The following is a 21,608-nucleotide window of genomic DNA, read 5'->3' as shown; positions in this document are numbered from 1 at the left end:
CGCAGCCGGTTTCCTGACCACAGTCGGGGCAAGCGGCGGTCAGAGCCAACGGGCTCAACGACAACGTAACAAGAACATCATTCATTTCCACACGGTCTAAACGCAACCCTGCGTCAGACGGCAACAAGGGTAACAACGTACGCAAGCTCCTGTGGTACTGGCCTGCCCCCAGAAAACTGCGCCATTGCTTATGAGAGTCAGTTGCCGATATGACCTTCCCCCCGTTTCTTGATCCAGCTGGAATGTGAGTTTTTTGGTAACTTACGTTTTTCAGAAAGGGTCGAATCAATGAAACGGAAACGGTACACCGAGGAGCAAATCGCCTTTGCTCTGCGTCAGCAAGAGAGTGGAACGGCAGTCGCGGAGATCGTGCGAAAAATGGGGGTTCCTGCTCAAACTCTGTGAGTTGGAACTGATCGACCGCGAGAAACGCTCGACCGAACGGCGTCTCAAAGCGGCGCAGTTCCCCCAACACAAGACGCTCGACGACTTTGACTTCTCGGCTCAGCCATCGCTGAATCGGGTCTTGATCTCAGAGCTGTTGCGAGGCGAATATATTGATCGTCGCGAGGTGATCATTCTGATCGGCAATCCCGGCACGGGAAATGCCCAACCATCACAATACCCCTCTGGTCACCGAGGCTTGCAGCGGTGAGGTTACCGTCACCGATCCGGCTCATCCGCTGTTTGGCCGGACATTCGTTTTGTTCGGTCTGGCTCGTTTGCCGGGGTGTCGGCAGACTTGCCAGGTCGAGGTCTTCCCGGACGAGATCACTTACATTGATGTCGCCAGCACCAATCTGTCGACGGCTCCGCGAACCACGCCCACCCGGCTGACACTCGACGCAGTCGGGGAATTGGTGAATACCTTCGAAGATATCTTTTCTCGGAGGGAAGCCGATGACGCCGTCTCCCATGGAAACCATTTGGAAGCACCTCTCGCTCGAGGAGCAGCAGAGGATCGTGCAACAAGTCATCACCATTCTTCAGGAGGAACTCAGCCATGAATGGAGCAACCAAAGTTCGGGACACACACCTGAGTCGACAGGCGATTGTGTATCTGCGGCAGAGCACGACCAAGCAAGTGCTCCATCATCAGGAGAGTGCGTTCAATCAACGCGGGTTGCAGACTCGGCTGTTGGAACTGGGGTGGAAAGCCGAGCAGATCGACATCATTGACGAAGATCAAGGGCACTCCGCCGCCCACAGTGCCGGACGTCCCGGTTTCGGGCAATTGGTGGCCAACGTCGGCCTGAGCAAAATCGGAATCATTTTGGGCTATGAAGTCTCCCGGCTCTCTCGCAACAATGCGGATTGGCATCAGCTGTTGGAACTGTGTGCGATCTTCGACACGATCATCGGTGATGCCGACGGCTTGTATCATCCCCGAGATTTCAATGACCGACTTTTGCTAGGGCTCAAGGGAACGATGTCTGCGGCCGAACTGCACAGCCTGCGATTGCGATTGGATGCCGGTCGGTTGTCGAAAGCGGCTCGGGGCGAGTTGATCCAACATCTGCCGACGGGCTTGGTTCGCAGTCCCGATCAGACGGTGATGCTCGATCCCGATCAAAGCATTCGCGAGCGTTTGCAATTGGTCTTCGCAAAGTTCGTCGAGTTGGGTACCGCTCAGAAGGTACTCACGTTCTTCGTCCGAGCAGGACTGAAATTGCCGCGTCGACAGACGTCGGGTTTGTTCGCCGGCGAGGTGCTCTGGAAGGACCCGACATCGGCGTCGCTGACTTCGATCCTGCACAACCCGGCGTATGCCGGGGCCTTCGTTCACGGACGTCGCCGGGCCGACCCCACGCGGCAAGTGCCTGGTCGTCCGGCCACGGGTCGTTCGCGTCGACCGCAAGCGGAGTGGTCGGCCTTGATTCCTGATGTCTATCCGGCCTACATCACCTGGGAGCAGTACGAAGAGAACCAACGCCGTTTGGCTCAAAACACGCTCCGAATTCAGCAGCGGTTGTTAGTCAAACAGGCCCACCGCAGCGGTTGTGCTTTGCTGAGCGGGCTGGTGCGGTGCGGTCACTGCGGACACGCCCTGCATGTGAGTTACAAAGAAAACCGCTTTCAATATGTGTGTTCGTCGCGGTCTCGCCATTACGGCAAACGATCGTGTCTGTACCTGACGGGCCAACCGATCGACGAAGCCGTGACGACGGCGTTCTTCGCAGTGTTGCGTCCGGCAGAAATTGATGCTTTGGAAACGGTGTCCCAGGAGCAGTCCCGCACTCATCATGAAGTTCTGCGGCAGTTGGAATTGGAGGTTCTGCGAATGCAATACGCCGCTCACCGAGCCCAGCAGCAGTACGACGCGGTCGATCCGCGGAACCGGCTGATCGCGGCGACGCTCGAAGACCGCTGGGAAGCGGCGCTCCTGGCACTGCGGCAGGCCGAAGAGGCGTTGGCGGATGCCCGCCGCCAGACGCCGCAACCGATCCGCGTGCCGACCGCACTGCGAGACGCATTCGCCAATGTCGGCAGGCGACTCCCCGAGTTGTGGCCGCACCTCACATGGGACGCCAAGAAGTCTCTGTTGCGGACGTTGATCACGGGCATTCACCTCCATCGGCAGCCCGATGGAGTGGTTGAAATTCGCATCGTCTGGGTCGGTGGTTTGGTCAGTGAAACCTCCTCGCGTCTCCCGCGATTCTCACTGAGAGGCACGGAACTCGAACAGCGAATTCTGGAGGTGATTCGGCAGGGAATCCAAGCCCGACGGTCGCACGCCCGCATCGCCGCCGACCTCAATCAAGCGGGACTGCATCCATGTCGAGGCGAACAATTCACGGCCCGAATCGTGACGAAATGGAAACGACGCTATCGAATTGCTCCGCCTCCGCCTGAGCAGTCGACGACCTGGACATTACCGGAGATGGCTCAGCACATCGGCCGCGATCCGTCCTGGATTCATCGCAAAATCTCCAACGGGCAAATTGTGATGCCGCCCGATCCGCTGGAACGCTGTCGCCGATTTCCTCAAACCGAGGAGGTCTTGCACGCCATGTTGAAACTGAAGAACCACGAAGTCCACCAAGTCATGATCCCAGAGGTGCACAACAATGGCTGAGTCAAATCGCATATCGCTACTGCATTCGGATTGGCCGCCTGTCACCAAGGCCGTCGCGTGCGGTTCTATCGCGTGACCGAACTCGTCACCCAACTGATGGAAGCCCGCGAAGAACGCCAACTGCTCAAACTCAAGAAGCAGCTGGGGAAATGGGACGTGCTCATCCTCGATGAACTCGGCTATGTGCCGCCGAGCAAAGTCGGAGCGGAACTACTGTTCGATGTGATCAGCACCGCCTACGAACGGCAAAGCGTGATTGTGACGACGAACCTCCCATTCGAGCAGTGGACCGAAGTGCTCGGCAGCGAACGCCTCACCGGAGCCGTGCTCGATCGGCTCACGCACCGCTGCCACATCCTGGAAGCGACCGGCCCCAGCTACCGACTCCAAGACGCCCAGCGACGCCGAGAACAACCGGCAAAATCCAAGCCACCCGAGCCGCCGAAATAATCGGCACAATCGATTCCTCCTCCGGAGGAGGAATCCGAAGGCTTTGAGAACGAATCCTGAAACCATAAACTAACAAACTCTCCGAGCGCTGCACTATTCAACCAACGATCGCTGCACTATCCAACCGTTGTCCACAGTTGTCCGATCGAAGACGAAGTCCCAGCACCACACGTAATTTTGGAACTCGGCCCGATGGCGATGACAGCCATTCTCGCTGGTTCCCAGTCGACGCTTTTTCCGCTTCTTACTTGGCACTTTCAGCCCTTCCCGACGCCATAGTCGATAGACTCGCGTGTCACTCGCCCGCCAGCCTTCGCGACGCAGTAGCCGTCCGATTCGTCGATACCCATGCCGTGGATGAGACCGAACCAAACTCAGCATCTGTTTCACCAAAGCCGGTTCGTCATGCCGAGGCTCGGCGATGTATCGCTGCGTGCTGCGAGGCTGATCGAGCACCGCACAGGCCCGACGCTCGGACACGCCGAATTCCTTTTGAAGCAGCCCGACAGCGGTTCGTTTTCGAGAAAGGCTCACCAGTTTTTTGAGGCCACCGATTTCAGCATTTGGTTGTCCAAAGACAAGTCCGCTACCAACTGCTTCAACCGGCGGTTCTCATCTTCGAGTTCTTTGAGACGTTTAGCCTCTTCGGACTTCATCCCGCCATACTGCTTCCGCCATCGCTCGAGCGTGGATTCGCTGACTTCGAGTGACTGCAGCACCGCCGCCAAATCGTGACCGGCATTCAACATCGCATCCGCGTCTCGCAACTTCTTGACAATCTGCTCCGGCGTATGCCGCTTGCGTTTCTTCGCACTCATCTTCCAGGTCTCCTTCGCCCAAAATCGGGCTGATGAAACCTTTCTATGAAGCCGGGTTGTCAAGTCTTGTTTTCGCTTTTTTGGGTGACGGAGCGTAGAGCTCTCAATTGTCTCGGAGCGGAGTCACCCAAAACCGTGGCGTCAGCGCCGTTGATTGGTTCACCCTTCTATCCGAGCTGCCGCGGGTTCAGAGCTGTTATATCCGCGGGCTCATTTGTCCTTGCGATGACGCCCATCCTCATAGGCGGGCTGAAATGGCCCAAGGTTTCAACGGGCTATCATCGTTCCAATCATCGACACGTCAACACGCCTTGGCTTCCGGACTTTGGACAAACAGGTTCTCTACACTGAAACGCCCACAGTGAGTGGAGGGTTCCATGCCGTTCCGTCACGCAACATGGCCCAGCATCGCACCAGTAATCGTCTAGCGACGGCAACAATCGCGATTTTTTTGCGACCAGCACTCCCGCGACGGACTCGTTCATAGATTTGCCGTGCCCAAGAGTTGTAACGCAGGCTGACCCAACTGACTTCGACAAGCATCGCCCTCAGAAGCGAGTTCCCCTGCCGACTGATTCGTCCTTGGCGATCTGTGTCGCCCGATTGATACTGCCTTGGTGTCAGTCCCGCGTAACAAGCCACCTGCTTGCTGTTTGAAAACCGGCGCGGATCATCCAGAACAGCTGCCACGATCTCGGCGAGCCGTGGGCCGACACCAGGAATGGTTCTTAGCAGACGGCAAGACGCTTGCTGTTGCTCGATTTCATCCAACTTTTGTTCAACTTGGCTGACTAATTCCTCGATGGCCGAGAGTGCCTGGAGTTCGCACTCCAATTCACCACGCCACAACTCGTCCATATCGACTTCTTCGAAGTTCTTGGCGTAGGTCCGAAGAGCAGCGATACCCGCTTGAGTCCAGCACGCCGTTCGTCGGGGAAGTGCCAGGCCCTGTCGATCAAACAACGCCCGAATGTGGTTCCGGATTTGTGTTCGTCTTTGAATCAACTGATGACGGTATCGAATCATGGCCCGCCACTGACGCGTCGGTGGTGCTGGTACGGCCACTTGCGGCAACTGGTTGAGCGACGACAGCTGAGCCAGACGAAGCGCGTCATCCCCTTCTGTTTTTCGTCTGGTGTTGCTCCATCGCCAAGCCGGTGCCGATACGTTTGCCACCTGCACCTCCACGCCCATCGAGGTGATCAAGTCAGCAATCCAGCCAGCCATCGGACAGATCTCAATCACCATACGATCGGGGCGAATGTCATTCACCAAGCTTTGAAGGGCCTGGCCAGTCGTTCGGAACCGGCGGAATTGTCGAGTGGCATCCTCGACCTCGTACACACACGCCACACTGCTGGTCTTGCCAAGATCAATCGCGAGAATCCTCATCGTAAGCCTCCACTTGTTGAGAACTTCCGGACAACTCACACTAGTGCATTGTCCCAGAAAGCACCGATCTCACCAAAGCCCGGCTTACATGGATACTCATACCACATGGACTAGTTTTTCAAAGGCAGACCAAAGCAATTCACGAAGTCGGTCATATTCCTCTGGACGCATCCCCGCTGATTTTATTGTCATTAGACTTCGACTCATCATGCCATCATTATTAAAAGACAGTTGCATACTTATGCTTAATTCGCGTAGGTGGATTCCCTGTTACCAGGGGGGGTAATTTCTTGAATCAACTCGCTTAGCATCTGCAGAGTCTTCGGTTGCCGATAATAGTAGTTAAGGAAGTGGCAGAATACCGCACTCGGTTCTCTACCGATCGCGTAGTCAGAGCCAAAATCCTCGATAGGCGTCTTCATTCCAGCATACGAAAGTAAGTAGCATGTCTGCTCGATCGTCCATTCGCCAAACCAGAAACCGCCTTGGTTGTCGACTAGTTGAGCATCGGCACCTTGCCGCCAATCAAGATACGAATTCGCAATTGAAAAGTCGATATCTTTGGGCTGATACGCTAATAGTCCAGCATTAAAGAAGAGGTTCGGGAGCATTTTATTCGGTGCCAATTCCGAAAAGATTTCCTTCACACGGCACGGAATCTCCGTAGACTCGTCCCGCTGATCACTCAAATACAAGTTGGGAATGCTTCCCTTCCTGCCTTGAGCCCATTGAAGCAAACGCTCGGGTTTGCGAAGAAAAGCTGTGTCGGAATCTAATACGATTGCACGGTCAGTAGACGACATTAGTGCTGGATGACATAACTTTCGAGCGAACAAAAACTGCCCATGATACAGTTGCTGCACCAATGGATAATCCCTTAGACTTTCCAAAACTTTATTCTCCACTGAGGCTAGGAACCGTATTCGAGGTATGTGTGTGTTGAGAATCTGTCGGCTTGCGTTGCTTAGGCTACCGTCGTCGGTAATCGTAACGGCGAATTGCGCTTCCCCCTGAAAGCGGAGCAGTGACTTTAATGCCACTAAACCAGCTAGTAAGTCTCGGTCGCAAAGAAGCATGTGGATGTCTGCATTGGCAGTTCTGGCACTCGCTGCCGATATTGGCGGACAAGCTAGTACATTTCGGAGGTTCCGACCTATGCGGATGGCATCCCATTTCCTTGTTAAGCGATTTGGAAACCAAGTGGGTAGCGTGATATTACGGAGTATAGTGCTATACATGTCGATTCAAAGAAGGGATTGCAATTGATAGTTAGCGATCGAACTGTATATAGAGGTCACGAAAAAGTTATTAGCCTGTAGACGTATTGAATACTTTGGGAAATGGAGACTCATAAAGCACATCCACTGAGACCGTCATGGTTGCTGAGATTTAATTGTTTTTTCGCTTACGGGGTTAGCCCTGAGTCGTTTGCATCGAAACGCTTGCCACTGCCTCTCTTGCAAAGCGGTTCAATTCCGGAAAACACACGATCAGCATGCTTAGCTAACGCTGCCCAGTCAAAATTTACAACGGTCCATTCGCGCCCTGCCCTTCCCATTTGCTCTCGTTGCTTCGTGTTTTGAAGTAATTCGATCACAGGCTTGGCTAATTGGTCGGATGAACGGCAATCAATTGTCAGGCCGGTGTAACCTGGATCGATTGCTTCAGCCGTACCACCAGATGCCCCAGCCAAAACTGGTTGGCCGCAGGCTTGCGCTTCGAGCAGCACCATTCCAAACCCTTCGATGTCGGTACCGACTCGGCGATTTGGCAGCACGAACAGATCACATTGCTGATAGCAGTTCCTGATCGTATGGTCATCAACCGCGCCGTGGAAACGCACATGGTCTTGCAGATTCTCTTCCTGAACGATTTGCATGAGCCTATCACGCTCTTCGCCGTCTCCCACAATAGCATACAGGACGTTGGGGATGGATTGGCAAATTGCGGGCATGGCTCGCAACATCACATCCAAGCCTTTGCGTTTAGCAAGTCGGCCGACTGTCAAAATGACCGGCCGTTCGCCCCATTCCAAATTATTTCGGACCTTCGCGTTTCTTGGGGCAGGTTGGAATTGTTCCGTGTCCACACCGGGATGCACGACAGTAACTTGATGCTCGGGCACGTTCCAATCGCGAATGAGAATATTCCGTGTGTTCTGTGTATTGGCTACTAAGCAAGCGGCTCGTCGAAAAACGCGACGAACCATCCAATTCAGTTCATGTCCCAAAGAGGCTCCTTCAACTTCCTCACCATGCACATAGACGAGATAAGGTAAATCAAGTTTCAGCGACATCATGTAGGCTAAGAAGCCTTCAGGCAACACACAACCAGCATGAACGGTCGTCGCACCGACTCCGATAGCCAACTGAGACAGTTGCCGGAAATTTCGCCAATAGCCGCGAAAACCCTTTGGATGAACGATACCCTTCGAGGGATCTGCATATTGAATTCGAGAAACATTGAGATCGTGCGTACTGTCAAACGCTTCAGCTCCCGGCATGATCCCGGCGGCAATCACACTGCGATCTGCCGGCAGACGCCGAAATAATTCCCACAACCATCGTCCGCTTCCCCCGTGACGCGGCGGAAAGTTCTCGGCGAGCACAAGTATTAGGGATTGGGAAGTCATTGGCGGAATGGCTCCGGAGTTATCTCGACTTCTGCTGATCTGGGAAGAAACTGAGTCGATTTGCCTATGTGATCCACGGTTCCCGGAAAACCGTGCGACGATGATTGATGTCGATCCTCATAGGCTTTTCGCACCAAGATTGTAGCGCATCCTAACGCAGCTAAGGCATATGGCGACTCAACCAACAGCGAAGAGGAAAACATCGCAGATACCAAAAAACCAGGTAGCCCACACAATATGGCCAAGCAAGCAGCACTCATTGGGGGGGCCAAGATTTTGCCTTCCCTTTTCCAAAACCACGCGACACTGAGCCAACAAATACCGAAAAAACCAAAGTACCCGACAGCCGCTGGCACGCCTGAGCAAGCGGTCACTTCAAATAGTGTATTATGTAACGCCTTGTCTCTGGCTCGCAACCCCCCTGGGTAGTATTTGTGTACTATTCGACGGCCTGCATCTGGCCCAACGCCCAAAACTGGATAGTCCGCGGTAATCTTCGCTCCGGCCTCCCATAATTTAAAACGGCTGTCGGCAGAGGAATCTCGTTTTTCGGCTGACGCGAACGAGGAGCTAAACTCCTTGACGACTGACGGACCTGCCAGAACCGTAGCCGCGAAAATCGAACCGAGAATTGCGGCCCATGAATAGGCATTTTTGGGGACCAGTAAGAAGAAGACCCCTGCAAGGATTATCGCCCCTAGCATACAGCCACGGGATTGCATCAGCATGATTTGATGCATTTGCAGTAGAAAGATTCCGCCAGCAATCGCTCGCTGCCAGATCCGTTGTGAACGAAATGCCAAGGCGAGACTCATGCCGATCATCGGCATTGTGGCCATGCAATAGATGTTATTGTCCATGAACGCCCAACCAGTATATGCGGCCCAGCAAATGCCAGTTTCGAAGTATTGTTCATTTATCCGAAAAGCGTTGTAGCCTTGTGCGAGGACCAAAATCCACAAAATTGCGCTTATTTTGCGAGGCGAATCGAGCAGCAGAACTGCCATTGCAGCCATTAGCACAATTTTCCACATGAACGACATGAACCACTGTGAGTTCGACGGACTAATGCTCGAAGCCGCACTGACGTAAGACAAACCCAGATAAAGTCCGAAGCAAAGACAAGCTGCTAGCGGTCCACCACGCAGTCGATTTCCTCGAAGACCATTGAATAAGAATCCAAGCAAACATGAGGCCACGAGGTATTTCTGAAACCCAGGGTTCGGCGGCAACGCCCAACGCCAATTCCACTCAGGGATCAAGACGGCGAAGCCATAGTAGCCAATCAAAGCCACATGCGGACGTGCCAAACCAATAATACAACATATGGCCAGTAGGCCATAGATAAACAGCATGCCTTTCATAGCACGTCTCCTGGCCTTTCCCAGCTGCTAATCGCTAAATCCGGACTCGGCACGCAGACTTTCAGAACCACCATAAATGCTTCTTAGAAGTTGGCCCGGCATGTAAGACGCCACCAAGTATCGCCAATACGCGAGCCAACCGACTTTCCCTCGTGCAATTCGTTTAAGGAAGCTTCGACTAATCTCGGTTTCCCCAGCCCGCAATGCATGATACATGGCCGCAAAGTACCGCCCCTGTAGAGTCTGTTCAACCGCGGCAACTTCATCCGTGTTCAGGAGTGGGTCGTTCCGCAACTCTTGCAAAAGTTTGACATCGTTGCGCATCAATCGTGAGATGCTACGAGTTAAATTGTCTTCACCAGCACTCATCGTTACGAGAACTTCATCGATTGAGGCTAGAGGATACCGCAACGCAAGATTCAACCATAAGCCCCAATCTTCGGAACCCCAAATGTGTTCCGGAAACCACAATTCGGGCAATTTACGCCGCACAAGTACTGCAGAGGTGATCACCCGGCTGTTGTCTAACATGGACAAAAATATTGACCGGTCATAGCGGGCAAATTTTCCGTCATGCTCCACCTCACTGCCACGCACCCCACCCAGGGCAAAACGGCTGGTCATAATCTCCCGCTCACCACGCACCGTTCGTGTATCACAGAAGATCAATTCTGCGTTTGGAAATCGCTTCGCCACCTGTAACTCCTTTTCAAGTTTGTTTGGAGACCAGATGTCGTCGCTATCGAGAAACGCAATCCATTCACCCATTGCCTCAGCGATTCCTCGGTTTCGTGCAGCTGCCGCTCCCGCATTGGCTTGGCGGATAACCCGCACCAGGGAACCGAACTTCCCTGCAACTTGAGCCGACGAATCGGTCGAGCCATCGTCCACAACAAGGATCTCCATTGGTGCCTGCGATTGATTGCATGCACTTTCAATGGCTAAGCCGATTGAATCTTCCCGGTTATAACAAGGGATGACAACGGAAATGCTCACGACGTCCGTTCCACAGTGGCTTGGGGCGTTTGATCTTGGGACTTCATTGATGATGTGGCTTCCAGGAATCCACTGAACCCCTGAAAATTTTTATTAGCAAATTCCTGGATCGTCGGCAGGCGTTCCCTCACGTGTGCCGCAATTGCCTCGCTTTGCTCGAAGCGGCCACGTAGTTGCTCAGCCAAGACTTGAGGTTCCTTAGGCAAAGACTCCATCGGCCATAGACCATCCGCAGACAATTGCAAATGCTCAAACTGCCCTTCAAACTTTCCCTGATAAGGAAAGCACGTCACTGGTCGCCCCATTCCTAGCGTGGCGATCGCGAGATGCATACGACAGGTTATGACATGCAGGCACTTCCCTGCAACAGCTTTGAGTACAGGAGCAGTCGGAACCGGATCAAGCAAGTGCACCGAATTTTTCTTGAGATGTTCTCCAAGTATTGAACTCAATTCTCTTAGATCGGTAATGTCCTCCAAGTCATCATGAGGAATCAAGAGAATCCCAAAATCCTGCTTTTGTTGCAGAAGGGCCAAGGCCTGGGCAAAGACAGGATACCATATGCTCTTTCCCAACTGTCCGCCCAGGACTTTGCCTATCAAATTGATACCTAGCATACGCCCCCGGTATCGGCCAGCAAATTCTAGGATATCCTGTGGAATGTCTCCATCGGAAGCAGACGTCATGAGAAACGCTAAATCCCCCCCGAGGCGTAGGTTTGCAACGCCAACTTGCTGAAGCCTCTTGTAAGAAATGCGTTCCCGAGGCACTAGGATCGTGTTGTTGCCTAGAGAGAGAAAACGCTTGGCCAGTGCAGACGACGGCGTCTCATTGACGCTGAAGCTGACAATGTGGCACTGGATTCCCAATCGAGCCGCTAACGCAACCGTCTGAAGTGAACCACGGCTTCGGCTCGGCCCATAACCTTCATCAATCACATCCGCGCCTATAAGCAAGAGTTCACGTTTAGTTCGGATATGGGTCAAAAATTTAACCCGCTCTATAAAGGCTCGATCAGTATTGAACGCCTGATGAAATTTCCTATAGACGGGCATCGAACAGTTGCTCACGAATGGTGGCGGATCGCCAGGACCGGTCATCACCAATTCCGTTTCCCGCGTCGAGTCCAGTCGTTCAAGCGTTGATCTCAGCAGAGCCTCATCTCCTCGGTTGCGTTCGGGAGATGGCGGTCCACAAATGACACTTCCATGCGGTTGCGACAGTAATCGCGACAATTTGAGAAAAAACAATATCCCCTTCAGAAGCATGTTTCGGATAATAATACCCTCCAATGAATCCTTAGTGCCAAATGGCGACCGTATCAGATAAAGCTTAAGTTTTGGTTAACCCTCACTGGTCTTGTTCCGACCAGTAGGGAATCACTCATCCAGAGCCAAGGTTTTGGGAACTATCGAGATTTACTGGACGTTCGATAGCTATGGACCAGCGAATGAATTGTTTGAAACCGTTCGGCAACTATTTGCGGTGTGAACTCGTGTTCCACACGTTCGCGCCCAAGACGGCCTTGTTCGTCGCGAAGATTAGAGTGACTTACCAACACTGTAACGGCGTTAGTCAGAGCGTCCAAGTCCCGGTCAGCAACCACTTGCCCCACCGGTCCAATCACTTCATGCACGGAACCGCCCGAGTAAGCGACAACCGGCTTGGATGCTGCCATTGCTTCGCAGACGCTGTTTCCAAACGTCTCCATTTCGCTAGTACTGACAAAGACATCAATCCCTTGATAGAACGGCTCGATCGGCTTTACTTTCCCTAATCGTAGCAGTCGGTCGCCCAAGCCTGATAGATTGTGGGCTTGCTGGACGTCGCTCGCATGATTGGGAAAGTGTATCGACGGTTCGCCCGCGTACACTCCACGCACGGGTAACCCGCGAGCTCGCAAACGCCTAACGAGTTCAATGAAGTCCGGTATCCGCTTCCGTGGTTCAAAGTGGCTGGCAGTTCCAATCACAATTTCATGATCTAGAACATTCCACTCCCGACGTATTCGCTCGCGAACGCCTTGCTGCGGATTGAACTGCGTTGGTTCCACACCTAAAAAAACCAAGTGCTGCCGCTCTTCCGATACAATTCCTACCACTGCATCCTGACAAGCGTCCTGCTGAGATTTCGACGTCCACATTAAAGCATCGGGGCAGCGACGCCCGCCGAAGGCCCACTGGGCAAATCCACGTTCAATACGAAATCGCACATGGCAAACAACCGGCACACCCATCAGCCGTGCGACAACCCTGCCGAACGGATAGATATCATGTTCGTTGCAATGCACGACAGAAACACCGCGCCGCTTAGCCCAGCTAGCGACTCTGAGAACACGCCAACTACTTCTCAGTACTGTTTTTTTCGAAGGTGCGTCCATGGAAATAACTAGGCGAGGCACATTATGTTCGGCTAACCATCTTGCCATTGCACCGTCATGGCCGACCGTTACAAATCTACTGCCGAAATTAGGTTGCTTGAGCAGTCCTTGTAGCACCCGAGTCGTGCTACCAAGGTTTGGGTTGCCTGTGAGATATAGAATATTCATTGTGTCGTACGAGGGTAGGAGTACAAGGCTACTCTATACATCGGTGAATGTGTGCGGCAAAAAGGACATCCGGAACTCATCTTGTGGTTTCGCAGAAAATTTTTTAACCGAATGAAGTAGTGAGCAAATGTCAAAGTCGTGTTCTTAAGTTCTGACGGTGTATGCGGATAACCGACTGCCACTCATTAAACATTTGTGCCATTCGATTATCCCAGGCGAACAGTTTCTCTACACGTTTACGACCGGCCAGTCCCAGTGAGTGAAGCCGTTGCCGGTCTTTTGCCAAGTCAGCCAAGCGGCGGGCGAGCGTTCCGATGTCTCCAACTTTATATAGATGTCCAGTTACATTCTCCAGGACGGAATCATCTGCGCCGATAGTATGGCTCGCTACAACCGGTAAGGAAGCTCCCATGGCTTCGATTATTACTATGCCAAAAGATTCTTGCTGACTGCAATGCACTAGTACGTCTGCATGGACTAGCTGTTCACGAACTTCTCTATGCGTGAGCGAGCCTAAAAAAACGACTTGAGTTTCAATTCCATATTTTACAGCCAAGGCCTCGACCTCACGGCGTTCAGGACCATCCCCTACCATAGTGCAGTTTAGGCAAACACCCTCTTCTTTAAGAAGGGCCGCCGCGCGAACGAGATCACCCTGTCGCTTGCCGCCATGGAAATGACCGATTGTTATTGCTCTTAAAGTTCGTGGAACGACCTCTCTTGATTTCTCTGCCATCATGGTAGCAGCGGATTCGAACTCATCAATATCGATGGAATTCGGCATGTATTGCAACTTGTCATTTGAGCCTGTTGCTTTTTCCCAAACCTTCACCCATCCCTTACTCACGCAAAAAACTATGGAGGCAGCCCTCTGGATTTTTCTTAGGCCTGTGGCAGAAGCTTTTTCAAGAAAACTGTCATGTGCAAGGATCGTTAACGGACGTTTCAGGATTTGAGCCAAACCGACTCCAGTGTCGGCAGCAGCTTCCGTGAAGTGGCAATGTACGATGTCGACGGATTGGATTGCTTTGACGTGAGATAGCTGGTGAAAGTAATTCAGTCGCCTCAGCCCAAGCGTGAAACCATAATGAGCGAAGTCAGCTGCTTTCCGCGCAATTGGTTTAGAGAGTTCCATCACGGTACGTATTGAAAAGAGTTTACAAGTTCGCCAGTTCAGAACATGAACATGTTCTTGCGAGATACCGAAATGTTTTGCTTGATCCCAAGCAGTCGCGTCACCAGTCGAACAAGTTAATACGTGAACTTCCCAACCGGCATCGCGGATTGAGACGATCTCCCGGAGTACGAATGTTTGGGTGACTACTGGGAAGCTTGGAACGACAACCAACATCGAGGGCATTATCGTGCCTCGCTGTTGTTTTGTTTAAGGTTGCCGTTGCTCACGCTTTCGTCTGCACGGTGTTGGCGGATAACACCGAGCATCGTCGCCGTATTGCAGAACGCTTTCAGCCATCGATCGTCTCGACGAGGGTACCGAAGAATGGTCTCGGTCCCAGATTCTAACAATTTTCTAAAAGCCCAGCGAGGCGCACCGAACAATCGCGAGCTATTGTCTTTTCCATTTCGCAATACGCTTGAGCGGCCACTACCTTCAAACCACTTCCAAACGTACCGTCGCGTCATTCTGTGCCTCGGCACGAAATGACGCACACGCGCCGGTCCAACCCATAACCCTCGATATCCCTCCACCATTAAACGGCGAAGCAGCTCGGCATCATCTCCACGAAGATTGTTGTTGCCTGCGTTACCAAGGCGTGGGTCAAAATTTTCTTTTCGGAGGATTTTGGTGCGGAAAGCCATGTTCGCGCCCATCGGGATCTCATCTCCACGGAACGGTCTGACTTTCGCATCAAGTTGCCTTAGGGCATAGACGCTGCCAAGATACACAAGTTCGTTGAGAAGCCAACGGGGCGGCTTCTGCTCGAAATATGGATCAACGGTACCTCCAAAGAAATCCGCTTCTGGATGAGCCTCGGCTGCACGCACATATTGACTAATCCAGTCGCTGTCGACCAAGACATCGTCATCAGTCCAGATTAACAATTCGCCTTCGGCTTTGCGAATTGCGCAGTTTCGGGCGTTCGATTGGCCCGGCTTTGGCTCGTGAAGCAATCGGATCGGCAATTCGTCGGAAAGCCTTCCAACAACACCATCAGTATCGTCGCTGCAGTTGTTGTTAACAACTAGTAGTTCCCAACTGACGTCACATGGAACTTTGAGGGACCGCATTTCCAGCAGCGTTTTCTCCAAAAGTGAGTCACGATTCCAAGTACAAATTGCGACACTAACCTTCATTTAATTTTGTCCATCACACTAGAATTGTGAGCGCGTGTTCGCTGGTTACCGAAACAAAAGAAATCGTACAGCCGGTATAACCAGAAGGGGTAGGTTTTGTTACTAAGCAGCACTTTAGCGTCGTCAAACTCCTGAAAGTCTTCCAAATAGGCTCGAACTGCAGAGTACTCCGGCCATTTTCTCTCGGCTTTCATTCTCCATCCCAACCAACAAATCTTACCGATCCATCCCTCCTCGATTTGCTGTCGTATACATGGTTTCACGTGGTTGGATTCACTATTCAACCATTTGAGAATGGTTTGATGCCACCGCAACTCCGCTCCAAATGTAGCAGACTGGCTGCGGGCGTGGCGCCGGTATCCCGTCAGTGGGTCTTCCACAAGCCGGATCTCTCCCAGTTGCACGAGTTCGAGGCAGAACAACAAGTCCTCCGCATCACATGTCCATTCAGGGAATCGTGGACAGACATTTCGACGAACAAGTATCGCTGATGGACTGATGAAAACATTGTTAGTCGCGAGATTCTCAATTCGATATCGTTCGCTGGCAGGAGTTTGCTCGATTTTCGAGTGGCCAGTTGAAGAACCAAAGTTAAACAAATTCGTATGAACTGCTACGACTCCGGGAGCCGTCAATGATATTTGTGCCTGGAGTTTTATCGATCGCCAGATATCATCAGCATCCAAGAATGCAATCCAGTCTCCTTTTGCTTCTTCGATCCCCCAGTTCCTCGCCACCGATTCACCTTGGTTGGGTTGCCGCAGTACTCGCACCGGTCCACCGTAACTCTCAGCGATGGCGGCCGAGTCGTCAGTTGAGCCATCATCGATCACGAGAATTTCTAAAGGCGGATGTGTTTGGTTCAACGCACTGTCCAATGTCTCCCGCAAAAACGGTGCGGCATTGTAGCAGGGGATGACGACGGAGACTGTTGGGGCGATTTCCATTAATCTGAGCTCCCAACAATCGCCATCGAATCGTCTTCAATTGCACGTCTTTTTCCACCGACCAACTGTCCGCGAATCTGTGCTAAATCTAGCCGGAGATGAAATCGCGTCAACGCATCAGAAAACGGTGCTCGCAATAGATACTGGGCATAGGCCGTCAAGTATTTCCGTACCAACCAACGAGGGTATCCGAAGAATGGAGCACAGCCGCTCGTATCGCGATTTTGCCCGGTGGAGACATTGTTGCGAAAATGTCGATCGACAACCCATTCCACAGAACATCGTTCTCTTGGCACATAGTGCCAGATTTTTGCGTTGGAGATATACTGTCCCTGGATCCCTCGCGCAATCAATCGCTGTTGCAACGAACGCTCTTGTCCGGTGGCTCGGGATATGCTTCCCGGTCCGAACCTTGCGTCGAACCCACCGACGGCGAGTACGTCTTTCGGGTGCACCACCCAATTGGCTCCGAGGGCAACCGGCGTTGTAATAGGGATTTCTGCATCCCACTCCCAACCTTTAGCGGACGGCGGCAGGAATTCGATCAGCCATTCGGGCGGACGCTGTTCATAATCGATTGCTACCGGCCCGCAGAAGAATTTCCCCGATGACAGACCGTCAATCGCTTCTGCATACTTCTGGAGAGTCATCGGGCTGAAGCGAACGTCGTCATCAAAAAGTACGATCCAGTCCTGCAGCGAAAAATGCTTGAGGACTTCGTTGAGCGTAGTGCTCTTATTGCCTTGTTCATGGTAAAAGTAGCGGCAATTTAGCCGTGTATCGGCGTTTCGCACGGCCTCTTCAGCTCCCTGCTGACCACCATTCTCGGCGACGATGCAGCCTGCGTAATCATCCGGCAACTCGCACTCGGCTAAAGACGAGAGAGTCCGATCCAACAAATCCGGCCGACCGTGCGTGGGAATGATTACTTGCATCTCAACACTTCTCATGCCTACTGAAAACTAAGACCAATAACTCATGGGTTTTGGATTTTCGAAAAGGCCAAGCTTATTCATGATGAGAATGAACTAATATGAGCCTCTGACTCCGGAGTCACGGAGTCCCAAAATCATCGGTTTGATAGCGGTAACCTAACATCTCGTTTATTGGGGCGACGATACTTAGCATGGTAGTTCGCTGTTCTTGGCTCCAGTCTTCCCATTCGGGAAACGCGCCCTGATTTTGAGCGTTATATGAAACCGACGTCGCATCCAGTACCGAAGTGTCGGAGGGCGGCGCTACCTTTAACCAACGGAATAGTCGTCCAATGGAGTCAACGTCTTGCGCGAATAATGCGGAACTTCGCAAGTTGAACGTTCGGGATTCCTCAATTGTATTGATACATTCAATGCAGAATTCATTGACTGCTCGCCAATACCAACAGCACTTCTGGAACTCATCGAATATATCCCACTTTGGAGAAAAAGGATCGTTTGTCCGGGGCTGAATTCGATAATCATCCCACTCATGGCCTTGGTAATATCCTCTTCGCATGATCGACCGAATGACAGCCGGTGGGTCTCGATGTAAAAAAATGAATTTTGATTTCGGGAAAAATTGGGCTAACGCCGGTGCTAAGTAGGTAAGGCGGTTTGATGTCTCAACATAGATAAGGTCCTGTTTCACACAGGATTTCATTGGACTAGTGTCAGGCCGCCGAAAATATCGATGATTCAAATAATCTTTGACGAACAGTGATGACATTGAGGGGTTTTGATAGGCTAGCTTCGTTTCGCTTCGCATTCTGGGGCGAGGCTCATGACATGCGTGTATTCGATGTGACAGGTTGAGCAAATTTGTGAGTGATTCAGTTCCAACTCGTCCAGTCGATAACACAAACACACATTCTAAACGTTTTCGGACTCGGTCCAAGAACGTATTGCGAAGATATTCTTTCCCCGGGAATCTGAGCATCGATGTCTCTTGAATTGGGAGCAAATGCTGTTAGTTTTTTACGCCATCCAATAGGTAGTAACATTTCCCTGTCTCATTTGCGATCAATTCTTCGACCGAGAGCGACTCAAATAGTACGTTGTATCGATCTTCCACGTCGCGAATCCCTTCAAAATGCCTCACATGAGATGTATATGGGAAATTTGGAACTGACCCGATCAATCTTGTGCCGCAACGCACCATCTTCAGCAGGTCGATGTCGTTTTCAACATGCTCTAGCACCTCTGTTATAACTACAGCCTGATAGTCGAGTAAACCTAGCTTGTCAGACTTGAAAACGTCCTCCACAAAAAACAGGAACTCTGGGCAAATCGTGCGTGCTTGCTCTATACGTTTCGTGCTAAAATCTAGTCCCCAGTATTTCTTTATACCTCTATCCCTTGCCAGCAGCGCAAATTGACCTGGTCCGCAGCCAATATCAAGGACTCGTTCGACGCCAGAACGAAGAAGTCGGTCAACAATAACTGACCAAAAAAAATAATATCGTGAACTGGTATAATGCTGGCGCCAATGTTCAGCCTTTGCAAAAGACTCATCGTACCATTCAGCTGGCTTTTCAGTTCCATCGCCAGGCTGATTTGCATGGACGTTCTTGCTAGGACGCGCCCGAAAGTAATTCACAGTATCGACGATGATAGGCGGTGTACAACGCCGTAAGAATCTGCGAGTTTTAGCAGCCATTCTATCGTCCATTATTCGTTAATCTCTGAGAAACTGATTAGCGGTTGGCTGTTAGGCTCTTCTTCAGACCAATCTGGACGCAAGAAAACGATATTATTGCCGACTGGTATCTTGCCTGTGTTGTAAATGTCAGCTCCCTCAATAGTTAGGATCAGTGCAGACTCAATCGAGTCATAAACTTGGTTACCCAAGGCCTGCTTCAAGATCAGATTGAGATGATAACGCCCGTGCCCAAGATTTACTGATTTGAGGCTGCACACGTAGGTTGCGGTCTGGCCTGCCCGTAGTGAGAAGGTCCAGTCCGCAGTATGACTACTGTTCAATCCACAAACTCTAGCACCACTCGCGTCGAAGAGACCGATGCCAATGAGCGTATTTTCGACTGATTCCGTCGACTCGACACCCATCCGAACTTTGAATCCCTCACCCATTGGCAATGACGTACCATGACTCCCGCGGAATGTCTGAATTTCAGCTGAAGTGAATCTCACTTTGCCGGAGCCCTTGCGCTTGAGGCTCGGATCAGAAAAGTCTTGCTTTCCGGATGAATGCGTTCCAGACACTAGATACTGATCGATGGCTTCCTCCGGCATCCCATCAAATGTGAGTAGGCCATCACACAACCGAATCGCTCGACTACAAAGGTTTCTCACAGCCGCCATGTTATGGCTAACAAACAACACTGTCCTACCTTGTCCAGCTACGTCTTGCATTTTGCCTAAGCATTTTCGTTGGAACTCGGCATCCCCTACGGCTAGGACTTCGTCGATGATAAGGATTTCGGGTTCCAGGTGCGCAGCGACGGCGAACGCGAGACGGACTTTCATGCCGCTGGAGTAGCGTTTAACTGGGGTATCGAGAAACTTTTCCACGCCGCTGAAGTCGACGATTTCATCAAACTTGCGGTCGATCTCTCGTTTCGTCATCCCCAGGATTGTGCCGTTCATGTAGACGTTTTCACGTCCCGTTAGTTCCGGATGGAAGCCGGTGCCGACTTCAAGCAAACTGCTGACACGGCCGCGGATAATGGCCCGGCCTGACGTCGGTTCGGTGATGCGGCTCAGAATCTTCAGCAACGTGCTTTTTCCGGCACCGTTACGACCAATGACCCCTACGACCTCACCTTCGTTGACGGAGAATGAAACGTCCTTCAGGGCCCACACAATGTCATCCGATTCAGACTTCTCTTCGAACGTATTGAGCTTACGGAGTCGATCCCAATTGCGAATTGGCGATCGCAGCCAACCCGCAGCGGCGGAGACGAGTGTATCAGGTACCTCTTCCTTCAAGCCGATACGGTAGGCTTTGCCAAGGTTTTCAATTTCAATCGCAGGACGCGACATAACGGACAACTCTGACGAACAACAGGAAAAGGAATAAGGAAACTTGCTGTCATGGCCTAGGCAACGTCGGCAAACAAACGTTCCTTCCGTCGGAAGTATAATGCACCGGAGAGGGCGACGACTAGGGCCGTCACGGTTCCCAAGCCCAAAAAGAGCCACGGCATCTTTCGGGTACCCAGTAATGCGGATCGGAACCCTTCTATGACTCCTACCATTGGGTTGATTGCATACAACGCTTGGTACTGTTCCGGTATGTACTCGATGGAATATACTACTGGGGCGGCGTACATCAGGAGTTGGACGAGAAATCCAATTGCATAGTTGACGTCGCGATATTGAATGGCAAGGGCGGTCAACCACATGCCTAAGCCACCTGCTGTGAGCATCATCAGTGCTATCAGCGCTGGCACCATAATGATTCCCCAATTCGGAGTCACGCCGAACCAAATCATTAGCCCTGCAAGTACGAGCATGGAAATGGCGAAGTCAACAAGTTTCGAACAAATCGCCGCGAGTGGAAGCACCATGCGAGGGAAATAGACTTTACTGATGATGTTCGCGTTTGTGACAAGGCTCGCAGTACCATCGGTTACCGCATTGGCAAAGTATGTCCAAGGAACGAGAGCCGTAAAGCTGAAAATCGCATAAGGGACCCCGTCGGAGGTCAGGTTTGCCAGATTTCCAAAAACAATTGTAAAGACTAGCATCGAGAATAACGGTTGAATGACCGCCCAGCCAATACCAATCGCGCTCTGTGCATAGCGAACTTTGATTCCACGCCAGACAAGAAATCGAAACAAGTCCCGATAAGCGACGAGTTCTCGCCAATCAACGATTTGCCATCCCGACCGTGGTTCGATCACGGTCTCCACGACCGTGTCCTGCGTGTGCGTTGGCTCGGATGATTCTTCGGTCTGAGGTTCTGAACTTAGTGTTGCTGTCATGATATGCTAATCGCGAAATGTTGAGACGATTCTGGCGTGTTTGTCGCGCTGGGATGGTTGTTCCCGAGCAAAAGTCGGTATTTGAATCCTTGTTGGCACTCCCACGTCTTGCTGCAAGCTCACCGGCTGAGGTTGGAATTTGCTGACT

The 21,608-nt window shown here is 51.8% G+C and carries 21 protein-coding genes and 1 pseudogene; 5 read left to right on the top strand and 17 right to left on the bottom strand.

The window, feature by feature from the left end:
• Positions 1-288 precede the first annotated feature (288 nt).
• The 5 genes and pseudogenes from G6R38_RS27945 to G6R38_RS27525 all read left to right on the top strand — a co-directional run.
• Positions 289-399 (top strand): annotated as a pseudogene (locus G6R38_RS27945) (transposase); the annotation flags it as partial.
• Positions 347-655: an ATP-binding protein gene (locus tag G6R38_RS27545; protein WP_240928413.1), complete on the top strand. Its 309-nt coding sequence runs from the start codon at positions 347-349 to the stop codon at positions 653-655. The pseudogene G6R38_RS27945 and the gene G6R38_RS27545, both read left to right, overlap by 53 nt.
• Positions 606-1,007 (top strand): hypothetical protein, encoded by a 402-nt coding sequence (locus G6R38_RS27540; RefSeq protein ID WP_166832060.1) that lies wholly within the window; start codon positions 606-608, stop codon positions 1,005-1,007. The genes G6R38_RS27545 and G6R38_RS27540 overlap by 50 nt, the downstream gene beginning before the upstream one ends.
• Positions 1,004-3,076, top strand: a complete 2,073-nt coding sequence (locus G6R38_RS27940) for a recombinase family protein (protein ID WP_206028767.1) — start codon at positions 1,004-1,006, stop codon at positions 3,074-3,076. The genes G6R38_RS27540 and G6R38_RS27940 overlap by 4 nt, the downstream gene beginning before the upstream one ends.
• Before the next feature lie 12 nt (positions 3,077-3,088).
• The gene (locus tag G6R38_RS27525; RefSeq protein ID WP_261345432.1) at positions 3,089-3,526 is read left to right on the top strand and encodes an ATP-binding protein; all 438 of its coding nucleotides are present in this window, start codon (positions 3,089-3,091) and stop codon (positions 3,524-3,526) included.
• A 93-nt stretch (positions 3,527-3,619) separates the two neighbouring features.
• Here G6R38_RS27525 and G6R38_RS27520 read toward each other — a convergent pair whose 3' ends face one another.
• The 17 genes from G6R38_RS27520 to G6R38_RS27440 all read right to left on the bottom strand — a co-directional run bounded on the left by G6R38_RS27520 (position 3,620) and on the right by G6R38_RS27440 (position 21,460).
• Positions 3,620-4,006, bottom strand: coding sequence for an IS3 family transposase (locus G6R38_RS27520; protein WP_166832058.1), 387 nt, complete (start codon positions 4,004-4,006; stop codon positions 3,620-3,622).
• Between the two features lie 50 nt (positions 4,007-4,056).
• On the bottom strand, positions 4,057-4,344 hold the full coding sequence (locus tag G6R38_RS27515; protein ID WP_166832056.1) for a transposase: 288 nt from the start codon (positions 4,342-4,344) through the stop codon (positions 4,057-4,059).
• Positions 4,345-4,686: 342 nt separating this feature from the next.
• Positions 4,687-5,736 carry an IS110 family RNA-guided transposase gene (locus G6R38_RS27510; protein WP_166832054.1) on the bottom strand — a complete coding sequence of 350 codons (1,050 nt, stop codon included), beginning with the start codon at positions 5,734-5,736 and terminating at the stop codon, positions 4,687-4,689.
• 245 nt (positions 5,737-5,981) lie between these two features.
• A complete protein-coding gene (locus G6R38_RS27505; RefSeq protein ID WP_166832052.1) occupies positions 5,982-6,347 on the bottom strand; it encodes a hypothetical protein in 366 nt (121 codons plus the stop codon).
• Positions 6,348-7,141: 794 nt separating this feature from the next.
• Complete coding sequence (locus G6R38_RS27500; protein ID WP_166832050.1) at positions 7,142-8,368, bottom strand: glycosyltransferase family 4 protein; 1,227 nt, start codon at positions 8,366-8,368, stop codon at positions 7,142-7,144.
• Positions 8,365-9,732 carry an O-antigen ligase family protein gene (locus tag G6R38_RS27495; protein WP_166832048.1) on the bottom strand — a complete coding sequence of 456 codons (1,368 nt, stop codon included), beginning with the start codon at positions 9,730-9,732 and terminating at the stop codon, positions 8,365-8,367. The genes G6R38_RS27500 and G6R38_RS27495 overlap by 4 nt, the downstream gene beginning before the upstream one ends.
• A gap of 27 nt (positions 9,733-9,759) precedes the next feature.
• On the bottom strand, positions 9,760-10,728 hold the full coding sequence (locus G6R38_RS27490) for a glycosyltransferase family 2 protein (protein ID WP_166832046.1): 969 nt from the start codon (positions 10,726-10,728) through the stop codon (positions 9,760-9,762).
• Positions 10,725-11,996, bottom strand: coding sequence for a polysaccharide pyruvyl transferase family protein (locus G6R38_RS27485; RefSeq protein ID WP_240928415.1), 1,272 nt, complete (start codon positions 11,994-11,996; stop codon positions 10,725-10,727). Before G6R38_RS27485 ends, G6R38_RS27490 begins: the two co-directional genes overlap by 4 nt.
• Before the next feature lie 140 nt (positions 11,997-12,136).
• Positions 12,137-13,018 carry a glycosyltransferase family 4 protein gene (locus G6R38_RS27480; protein ID WP_166832042.1) on the bottom strand — a complete coding sequence of 294 codons (882 nt, stop codon included), beginning with the start codon at positions 13,016-13,018 and terminating at the stop codon, positions 12,137-12,139.
• Between the two features lie 388 nt (positions 13,019-13,406).
• Positions 13,407-14,636 (bottom strand): glycosyltransferase family 4 protein, encoded by a 1,230-nt coding sequence (locus G6R38_RS27475; protein ID WP_166832040.1) that lies wholly within the window; start codon positions 14,634-14,636, stop codon positions 13,407-13,409.
• Positions 14,636-15,592 carry a glycosyltransferase gene (locus G6R38_RS27470; RefSeq protein ID WP_166832038.1) on the bottom strand — a complete coding sequence of 319 codons (957 nt, stop codon included), beginning with the start codon at positions 15,590-15,592 and terminating at the stop codon, positions 14,636-14,638. The genes G6R38_RS27475 and G6R38_RS27470 overlap by 1 nt, the downstream gene beginning before the upstream one ends.
• Positions 15,589-16,539, bottom strand: a complete 951-nt coding sequence (locus tag G6R38_RS27465) for a glycosyltransferase family 2 protein (protein WP_166832036.1) — start codon at positions 16,537-16,539, stop codon at positions 15,589-15,591. Before G6R38_RS27465 ends, G6R38_RS27470 begins: the two co-directional genes overlap by 4 nt.
• Positions 16,539-17,474: a glycosyltransferase gene (locus G6R38_RS27460; RefSeq protein WP_166832034.1), complete on the bottom strand. Its 936-nt coding sequence runs from the start codon at positions 17,472-17,474 to the stop codon at positions 16,539-16,541. Before G6R38_RS27460 ends, G6R38_RS27465 begins: the two co-directional genes overlap by 1 nt.
• Before the next feature lie 118 nt (positions 17,475-17,592).
• Positions 17,593-18,453, bottom strand: a complete 861-nt coding sequence (locus G6R38_RS28575) for a sulfotransferase (protein WP_390881487.1) — start codon at positions 18,451-18,453, stop codon at positions 17,593-17,595.
• A 30-nt stretch (positions 18,454-18,483) separates the two neighbouring features.
• On the bottom strand, positions 18,484-19,173 hold the full coding sequence (locus G6R38_RS27450; RefSeq protein WP_166832030.1) for a class I SAM-dependent methyltransferase: 690 nt from the start codon (positions 19,171-19,173) through the stop codon (positions 18,484-18,486).
• 11 nt (positions 19,174-19,184) lie between these two features.
• Positions 19,185-20,516 (bottom strand): ABC transporter ATP-binding protein, encoded by a 1,332-nt coding sequence (locus tag G6R38_RS27445; RefSeq protein WP_166832028.1) that lies wholly within the window; start codon positions 20,514-20,516, stop codon positions 19,185-19,187.
• 56 nt (positions 20,517-20,572) lie between these two features.
• Complete coding sequence (locus G6R38_RS27440) at positions 20,573-21,460, bottom strand: ABC transporter permease (protein WP_166832026.1); 888 nt, start codon at positions 21,458-21,460, stop codon at positions 20,573-20,575.
• Positions 21,461-21,608: the final 148 nt, after the last annotated feature.

The organism is Thalassoroseus pseudoceratinae, assembly GCF_011634775.1.
GTDB lineage: Bacteria > Planctomycetota > Planctomycetia > Planctomycetales > Planctomycetaceae > Thalassoroseus > Thalassoroseus pseudoceratinae.
This window is presented reverse-complemented; position numbering and strand designations above follow the sequence as displayed.

What these genes read in the sequence shown, in the direction of transcription:
- G6R38_RS27540 (WP_166832060.1), top strand. Translation starts at nt 606, where the DNA reads ATGCCCAACCATCACAATACCCCTCTGGTCACCGAGGCTTGCAGCGGT.
- G6R38_RS27940 (WP_206028767.1), top strand. Translation starts at nt 1,004, where the DNA reads ATGAATGGAGCAACCAAAGTTCGGGACACACACCTGAGTCGACAGGCG.
- G6R38_RS27515 (WP_166832056.1), bottom strand. Translation starts at nt 4,344, where the DNA reads ATGAGTGCGAAGAAACGCAAGCGGCATACGCCGGAGCAGATTGTCAAG.
- G6R38_RS27510 (WP_166832054.1), bottom strand. Translation starts at nt 5,736, where the DNA reads ATGAGGATTCTCGCGATTGATCTTGGCAAGACCAGCAGTGTGGCGTGT.
- G6R38_RS27505 (WP_166832052.1), bottom strand. Translation starts at nt 6,347, where the DNA reads ATGCTCCCGAACCTCTTCTTTAATGCTGGACTATTAGCGTATCAGCCC.
- G6R38_RS27500 (WP_166832050.1), bottom strand. Translation starts at nt 8,368, where the DNA reads ATGACTTCCCAATCCCTAATACTTGTGCTCGCCGAGAACTTTCCGCCG.
- G6R38_RS27495 (WP_166832048.1), bottom strand. Translation starts at nt 9,732, where the DNA reads ATGAAAGGCATGCTGTTTATCTATGGCCTACTGGCCATATGTTGTATT.
- G6R38_RS27485 (WP_240928415.1), bottom strand. Translation starts at nt 11,996, where the DNA reads ATGCTTCTGAAGGGGATATTGTTTTTTCTCAAATTGTCGCGATTACTG.
- G6R38_RS27475 (WP_166832040.1), bottom strand. Translation starts at nt 14,636, where the DNA reads ATGCCCTCGATGTTGGTTGTCGTTCCAAGCTTCCCAGTAGTCACCCAA.
- G6R38_RS27470 (WP_166832038.1), bottom strand. Translation starts at nt 15,592, where the DNA reads ATGAAGGTTAGTGTCGCAATTTGTACTTGGAATCGTGACTCACTTTTG.
- G6R38_RS27465 (WP_166832036.1), bottom strand. Translation starts at nt 16,539, where the DNA reads ATGGAAATCGCCCCAACAGTCTCCGTCGTCATCCCCTGCTACAATGCC.
- G6R38_RS27460 (WP_166832034.1), bottom strand. Translation starts at nt 17,474, where the DNA reads ATGCAAGTAATCATTCCCACGCACGGTCGGCCGGATTTGTTGGATCGG.
- G6R38_RS28575 (WP_390881487.1), bottom strand. Translation starts at nt 18,453, where the DNA reads ATGCTCAGATTCCCGGGGAAAGAATATCTTCGCAATACGTTCTTGGAC.
- G6R38_RS27450 (WP_166832030.1), bottom strand. Translation starts at nt 19,173, where the DNA reads ATGGCTGCTAAAACTCGCAGATTCTTACGGCGTTGTACACCGCCTATC.
- G6R38_RS27445 (WP_166832028.1), bottom strand. Translation starts at nt 20,516, where the DNA reads ATGTCGCGTCCTGCGATTGAAATTGAAAACCTTGGCAAAGCCTACCGT.
- G6R38_RS27440 (WP_166832026.1), bottom strand. Translation starts at nt 21,460, where the DNA reads ATGACAGCAACACTAAGTTCAGAACCTCAGACCGAAGAATCATCCGAG.